The sequence below is a fragment of the Pseudomonas sp. yb_5 genome (assembly GCF_043103865.1).
Classification (GTDB): domain Bacteria; phylum Pseudomonadota; class Gammaproteobacteria; order Pseudomonadales; family Pseudomonadaceae; genus Aquipseudomonas; species Aquipseudomonas putida_Y.
Genome location: NZ_JBICKE010000143.1, coordinates 90,466 through 97,556 on the forward strand (window position 1 = coordinate 90,466; position 7,091 = coordinate 97,556).

Sequence of the window (7,091 nt, forward strand, 5' to 3'; positions counted from 1 at the left end):
CAGGAGAGAAGAACGATGAAAACCATGACTGCCCTGATCACCGCCGCTGCCCTTGCCCTGGGCGCCAATGCTGCCTTCGCCAAGGACGTTCAGCCTGACGAAGTGGTCAAACTGGTCAACGCCAAGACCATCAAGTCGCTGGACGAGCTCAAGGCCGCTGCCGTGGCCAAGCACCCAGGCGCCACCGTCACTGACTCGGAACTTGAAGACGAGTACGGCCGCTACATCTACAAGGTCGAGCTGCGTGATGCGCAGAACGTCGAATGGGACGTCGACATGGATGCCAAGACCGGTGAGGTGCTCAAGGACGAACGAGACAGCTGATGATCCATGTATCCCGGCCGGCACGTTACCTGGCACTCTCGCTGCTGGCCGTCTGCTCCCTGGCTGTGGCCCGCGACCTGGACCAGGATGAAGCCCTGAAGCTCCGTCAGAAGGGCGTCATTCTGCCGCTCGAACAGCTGCTCGAGACCGCCCTGGGGCGTCACCCCGGGGCGCGTCTGCTGGAAGCCGAGCTGGAAGAAGACGATGATCGCTACGAATATGAAGTCGAGTTGCTGACGACTGAAGGTGTGGTGCGCGAGATCAAGCTCGATGCCAGCACCGGCGCCCTGCTCAAAGACGAGGAAGATGACTGAATGCGCCTGTTGCTTGTCGAGGACAACGTACCGTTGGCCGATGAACTGACCGCCGGCCTGCAGCGCCAGGGCTATGCCGTGGACTGGCTGGCTGACGGCCGAGACGCGGTTTACCAGGGGCAAAGCGAGCCGTACGACCTGATCATCCTGGACCTCGGCCTGCCCGGCTTGCCCGGCCTGGACGTGCTGGCCCAGTGGCGCGCCGCTGGGCTGGCCACACCGGTATTGATCCTCACCGCCCGCGGCTCCTGGGCCGAGCGCATCGAAGGGCTGAAGGCCGGGGCTGACGATTATCTGAGCAAGCCCTTCCACCCCGAAGAGCTGCAACTGCGCATCCAGGCCTTGTTGCGCCGCGCCCGTGGCCTGGCCAACCAGCCTAAGCTGGAAGCGGCCGGCCTGCACCTTGACGAAAGCCGTCAGTGCGTGAGCCGCGACGGGGTGGATGTGCAACTGACCGCCGCCGAGTTCCGCCTGCTGCGCTACTTCATGCTGCACCCGCAGCAGATCCTGTCCAAAAGCCACCTGGCCGAGCACCTCTACGACGGTGAAACCGAGCGCGACTCGAACGTGCTTGAGGTCCACGTCAACCATTTGCGCCGCAAGCTGGGCCGCAGTGTGATCGAAACCCGTCGCGGGCAAGGCTACATCTATGCCGGGAGTGGCGAGTGAAGTCGATCCAGGCGCGCCTGAGCCTGGGCCTGGTGGCGGTACTGGTGGTAGTCGGCGTGGTGCTGGCGCAACTGACGCTGTGGCTGTTCGAGGCCGGCCTGCAACGTTATCTGGAAAACGGCCTGCGCAAGGAAAGCGAGAACCTTCTGGTGGCATTGGTGCGTGGGCCTTCCGGCCTGCAGCTGGATGAGCGGCGCATCTCGGCTGCCTATCAGCGGCCGTTCTCCGGTTACTACTTCCGCATCGATTTCGACCAGGGTACCTGGAGGTCTCGTTCGCTGTGGGACCTGGACATGCCCAAGCCCGCAGCGCCCGGGCTTTCCGATAGCCATGAACTCGGCCCGGAAGGCCAGCAACTGCTGGCCCTGCGTGCCGACTACCGGCGCCTGGGCCAGGACATTTCGATCAGTGTGGCTCAGGACTATTCACCGGTGCGCGAGGGTTTCCGACGCTTGCAGCAGATCGGCCTGGGCATGGGCCTGGTGGCGCTGATCCTGATTCTGGTGCTGCAGCGCATCACAGTTACCCGCTCGTTGCGGCCGCTGGAGCGGGCACGCCAGCAGATCGCCCAACTGCAGCAGGGGCAGCGCTCGCAGCTGGATGCCGAGGTGCCCAGCGAGTTGGTGCCGCTGGTGGGGCAGATCAACCACTTGCTTAGCCATACCGAAGACAGCCTGCGCCGCTCACGCAACGCCCTTGGTAACCTCGGCCATGCGCTGAAGACGCCGCTGGCGGTGCTGCTGAGCCTGGCTTCCAGTGAACGTCTGCAGGGGCTGCCGGAGGTACGCGCGCAAATGCGCGAGCAGTTGCAGCAGATTCAGGAGCGCCTGGCGCGCGAACTGAACCGTGCACGCCTGGCAGGGGATGCGCTGCCGGGCGCGCAGTTCGATTGTGATGCCGAACTGCCGGGGTTGCTCGGGACCTTGGGCATGATTCATGGCGAGGGCGTGCTGTTGGCAAGTGATGTGCCGCCCGGGCTGTTGTTGCCATGGGACCGCGAGGACGTTCTGGAACTGTTGGGTAATCTGCTGGACAACGCCTGCAAGTGGGCTGACAGCGAGGTGCGCGTGGGTATCGCCTCGAACGCCGAGGGCTACCGGCTGTGGGTCGATGACGATGGCCCGGGTATTGCGCAAGACCAGCGGCAGCAGGTGCTTGAGCGAGGTTCACGGCTGGACGAGCAGGTGACTGGGCATGGGCTGGGGTTGGGTATCGTGCGCGATATCGTTGATGCCTGGGAAGGGCGCCTGACCTTGCTGGAAAGCCCGCTGGGCGGCCTGCGGGTGAGCATCGACCTGCCGCGCAAGGCTCGTTAATGCCGGGGCCGCATCGCAACACAAGGCCGCTCCCACAGGTCTACGCAATCCCCTTTGGCCCTATCAGTACTACAAAAAAATTGCAGTACAGCCGCAGTTTTTTGAATTAGCCCAAATTCCCCCCACCCGGCAAAATCCTCCCCACGAAACCCTGCGGTTTCCATCTCTCCACGGACGGAGCCCCTTGTGATATTGCATGCGCAATACGAGGCCCAGGCCAACTCGGCTGGGCTTTCTTTTTGAACAGAAAAACCAAAGATCCCGATTGCCCAAATGTCTGCCTCGCGTTCCGAAAGTCGTCTGCAGCGGCTGTTGCCGGCCCCCCTCAACATCCCCCCAAAAGAATGGTTGCGTGCCGGTATCGGTGCGCTGCTTGGCCTGTTCCTCGCGGGCTGGCTGACCAGCCTGGCCTATGGCCCCAGCATCGCCCTGCACTTGCTCGGCCCGCTGGCTGCCTCGGCAGTACTGGTGTTTGCGGTGCATTCCGGCCCCTTGGCCCAACCTTGGCCGGTGTTGGGCAGCTACGCCCTGGCGGGTGCAGTGGGGCTGGCCATGCGCGAAGGCTTCGGCCCCGAGCTGTGGGTGGCTGCTGCGGCGCTCGGCATCTCGATCCTGGTCATGTGCCTGTTGCGCTGCCTGCACCCGCCGGGTGGTGGTGTGGCAGTGAGCGCGGTGCTGGCCGACCCGGGGTTGACCGCCATGGGCGATCACCTGCTGGAGCCGGTGCTGCTCAATGCGCTGATCCTGGTGACCGTGGCAATCGCCTACAACCGTTTGACGGGTGTGCGCTACCCGAAAGGCGCGGTGCCACGCAAAGACCTGCACCACACCCATGACCCGCTGCCCGGCGAGCGGGTCGGCATCCGCAGTGAAGACCTGGACCAGGCCCTGGAAGAGTTGGGCGAGTTCGTCGACGTCACCCGTGACGAGCTGGAGCGCATCATCCTCGCCACCGAGCAGCACGCCCTGCAGCGAAGCCTTGGTGGTATCACCGCGGCCTCGGTGATGTCCCGCGATGTGCAGTTCGCCACGCCTGATACCACGCTGGAGCAGGCCTGGAAAATGCTCGCCAGCCATCACCTGAAGACCCTGCCTGTCCTGCAGCACGGCAAGCTTGTGGGCATCGTCAGCCTCGGCGACCTGATTGGCCCGGCGATGCAGCGTGGGCGTTTCAGCTGGCGCGGCCTGTTCGGCCGCAAGGCGGTGCGCATGGCGCAAGTGATGAGTACGCGGGTTGTCAGTGTCAGCAGCCAGCACCCGCTGGAACGCCTGCTGCCCTTGTTGTGCGAACAAGGCCTGCACTGCTTGCCGGTGCTTGATGCTGACAAGCTGGTGGGGGTGATCACCCAGACCGACCTGATCGCCGGCCTCAAGCGTCAGTTGCTCAGCAAGACTGAGACTTCAGATAACCGGGTCCCAGCGTTGTGACCAGTCGCTGGCGCCGGTAGCTACCAGCCGGCGCAGGATGGCGAAGGCCTGTTGCAGGGCTTCGCTGTCGCGTTTGCGTGGGTACACCAGGAAGGTCGGGTAGGTGAACTCCGGTGCCTGTGGCACCCGCTCGAACACGCCGCTGTCCAGATAGGCTTGCACCACCCGCGTGCGGAAGTAGCCACTGCCACCTTGGTCGAGTATGAACTGCAGGGCCAACGGGCCAAGGTTGAAGCTTAGCGCCGGGCGCGCACAGTCGGGCAGGGCCGCATCATGCTGGCGGCGGAAGGCCTCGCCCCAGTCGATGTAGATGTATGGCTCGGGCCGCTCGACCCGGCGCACGCGAATCAGCTTCTCCTCCATCAACTGTTCCACCTGCAGGCCTGGGCCGTAGGCCGGCTGGTAGACCAGCGCGGCGTCCAGCAGGCCCATCTCGACTTTGCGCAGCAGCGACTCACCATCGCTGACCTCGCTGCGGATGGCATGGCTGGGCAGTTCACGGTGCAGGGCACTTACCCAGTCGAGCATCATCGGATTGCCCAGGCTCACCTCACCGCCCACATGCAGCACCTGCTGGCAACCTTCAGGCAGCGGCAGGTCGCGGCGCGCGGCTTCCCAGGTTTGCACCAGCTGGTTGGCATAACTGACGAACGCTTCACCATTGCTGGTCAGGCTGGCGCCGCTGCGGCTACGCACGAACAGCTGGCAACCCAGTTGCTGCTCCAGGCGCTGCACGCGCGCGGTGATCGCGGTTTGTGACACGAACAGGCGTTCGGCTGCGGCGACCAGGCTGCCGCAACGCACAATTTCCAGGAAGGTACGGGCCTGATCGATGTCCATGGGCTGCTCGGTGTTTGTGGGGGGGCCTATTCTAGAGGCTTTGCACCGTTATGGGGCGTTATTGCGTTGTCTGCAAATTTGCAGGTCGGTTGTGACTTTAGTCCCATGGCAGGGTGGGTGTAGCGGTCCATACTCAAGTTTCGCCCTTCAATAACAACAAGTACCGGGTTTCTGACGATATGAGCTACCAGCACAGCTACGCCCATTCCATTTCCGACCCTGCCGCTTTCTGGGCGGAACAGGCCGCACACCTGGCCTGGCACCGCAAGCCTGCCCTGACCCTGCAAGACAACGCTGACGGGACCCACCGCTGGTTCGCTGATGGCCGTCTCAACAGCTGTTACCTGGCCCTCGATCACCAGATCGAGCAGGGCCGGGGCGAGCAGTTGGCGTTGATCTACGATTCGCCAGTGACCGGCGTGCAGCAGACTTACACCTACAACCAGTTGCGTGATGAGGTCGCGCGCCTGGCCGGTTTGCTGCGCCAGTTGGGGGTGAACAAGGGCGATGGGGTGATCATCTACATGCCCATGGTGCCGCAAGCGGCCATGGCGATGCTGGCCTGCGCGCGGATCGGCGCGGTGCATTCGGTCGTGTTCGGTGGTTTCGCCGCCAACGAGTTGGCCCTGCGCATCGATGACGCCCGGCCCAGTTTGTTGCTGACGGCATCGTGCGGGCTGGAGTTCGACCGGGTCATTGCATACAAGCCGCTGGTTGACCGCGCCTTGCAACTGGCCCGGCACCAGCCGCGCAATGTGCTGGTGCTGCAGCGGCCGCAAGCGCATGCTGAACTGCTGCCAGGCCGCGACCTGGACTGGCAGGCGGCCTTGGCCTGTGCCGAGCCGGTGGCGCCTGTGGAGCTGGATGCCGGCGACCCGCTATACATCATGTACACCTCAGGTACCACCGGTAAGCCCAAGGGTATCGTCCGGGAAAACGGCGGCAATGCCGTGGCGCTGTGTTATGCCATGCGCCATATCTATGGCATGCAGGCCGGCGATGTGTGGTGGGGCATTTCCGACGTCGGTTGGGTGGTCGGCCATTCACTGATCGTCTATGGGCCGTTGATGAGCGGCTGTACCACGGTGTTCTACGAAGGCAAGCCGATCCGCACCCCGGATGCTTCGGCCTATTGGCGAGTGGTGGAGCAGTATCAGGTCAACGCGCTGTTCTGTGCGCCGACGGCCATGCGCGCCATCCGCAAGGAAGACCCGGAGGGCGAACTGATCCGCAAGCATGACCTCAGCTCGCTGCGGCAACTGTTTCTGGCGGGGGAAAAGCTGGATTCCAGCACCCATGAATGGCTGGAGCGGGTGAGTGGCAAGCCGGTGCACGACCACTGGTGGCAGACCGAGACCGGCTGGCCGGTCACCGCGCCTTGCGTCGGGCTGGAGGGCAGCGCGGCGAAGCCAGGGTCGAGCAACCGGGCGGTGCCTGGCTACAACGTTCGCGTGCTGGATGACGAAGGCCACATGCTCGGGGCCAACCATCAGGGTTCGATCGTGATTGCCCTGCCATTGCCACCCGGTTGCAGTCAGACGCTGTGGGGGGATCACGAGCGCTACCTGCAGGCCTATCTGCGCACGTATCCGGGGTACTACCACACGGGCGATGGCGGCTATCTGGATGATGATGGTTTCGTCTACATCATGGGGCGCACCGATGATGTGATCAACGTTTCCGGTCATCGCTTGTCCACCGGCGAAATGGAAGACCTGGTCGCCCGCCACCCGGCGGTCGCGGAGTGCGCGGTGATCGGCGTACATGACGAGATCAAGGGCCAGGTACCGCTGGCGCTGGTGGTACTCAAGGATGGCGAGGGCATTGCCGAAGCGCAGTTGCTGGTGGAGCTGGTGGGCAGCGTGCGCGAGGAAATCGGCCCGCTGGCCTGTTTCAACCGGGTACGGCTGGTGAAGCGCCTGCCCAAGACCCGTTCCGGCAAGATTCTGCGGGCGGTGCTGCGCAAGATTGCCGATGGGCAGGATTATGTGCCGCCTTCGACCCTGGATGATCCGGCAGTGCTGGGCGAGATCGAAGCGGTGCTGGCGGATTTGCCCAGGGCGGGTTGATGGTTTGACCTCGATGGCCCTATCGCGGGCGGGACACGCAACGGTGGTTCGGCAGAGGCCGTAGGAGCGGGTTTACCCGCGAAAGGGCCGGGCCTGCTGGCCAATTTCACCCGCCTTTCACCGTTGCTGCC

7 protein-coding genes are annotated in these 7,091 nt (G+C 64.0%); 6 read left to right on the top strand and 1 reads right to left on the bottom strand.

Going from position 1 to position 7,091, the window contains the following annotated elements; translation table 11 throughout:
* The first annotated feature begins 15 nt into the window (after positions 1–15).
* The 5 genes from ACF8GF_RS25345 to ACF8GF_RS25365 all read left to right on the top strand — a co-directional run bounded on the left by ACF8GF_RS25345 (position 16) and on the right by ACF8GF_RS25365 (position 4,051).
* Positions 16–324, top strand: coding sequence for a PepSY domain-containing protein (locus ACF8GF_RS25345; protein WP_176683927.1), 309 nt, complete (start codon positions 16–18; stop codon positions 322–324).
* Complete coding sequence (locus ACF8GF_RS25350) at positions 324–638, top strand: PepSY domain-containing protein (protein WP_209964896.1); 315 nt, start codon at positions 324–326, stop codon at positions 636–638. Before ACF8GF_RS25345 ends, ACF8GF_RS25350 begins: the two co-directional genes overlap by 1 nt.
* Positions 639–1,307: a response regulator transcription factor gene (locus ACF8GF_RS25355; protein ID WP_010953307.1), complete on the top strand. Its 669-nt coding sequence runs from the start codon at positions 639–641 to the stop codon at positions 1,305–1,307.
* Entirely contained in the window at positions 1,304–2,623 is a 1,320-nt protein-coding gene (locus tag ACF8GF_RS25360; RefSeq protein WP_176683925.1) for a sensor histidine kinase, read from the top strand. The genes ACF8GF_RS25355 and ACF8GF_RS25360 overlap by 4 nt, the downstream gene beginning before the upstream one ends.
* A 273-nt stretch (positions 2,624–2,896) precedes the next feature.
* The gene (locus ACF8GF_RS25365) at positions 2,897–4,051 is read left to right on the top strand and encodes an HPP family protein (protein WP_176683924.1); all 1,155 of its coding nucleotides are present in this window, start codon (positions 2,897–2,899) and stop codon (positions 4,049–4,051) included.
* On the opposite strand, the gene ACF8GF_RS25370 is transcribed toward ACF8GF_RS25365, so the two are convergent.
* Positions 4,025–4,891 (bottom strand): LysR family transcriptional regulator, encoded by an 867-nt coding sequence (locus tag ACF8GF_RS25370; protein ID WP_176683923.1) that lies wholly within the window; start codon positions 4,889–4,891, stop codon positions 4,025–4,027. The genes ACF8GF_RS25365 and ACF8GF_RS25370 overlap by 27 nt on opposite strands.
* A 179-nt stretch (positions 4,892–5,070) precedes the next feature.
* On the opposite strand from ACF8GF_RS25370, the gene ACF8GF_RS25375 reads away from it, so the two are divergent.
* The gene (locus ACF8GF_RS25375; protein ID WP_392488721.1) at positions 5,071–6,960 is read left to right on the top strand and encodes a propionyl-CoA synthetase; all 1,890 of its coding nucleotides are present in this window, start codon (positions 5,071–5,073) and stop codon (positions 6,958–6,960) included.
* Positions 6,961–7,091: the final 131 nt, after the last annotated feature.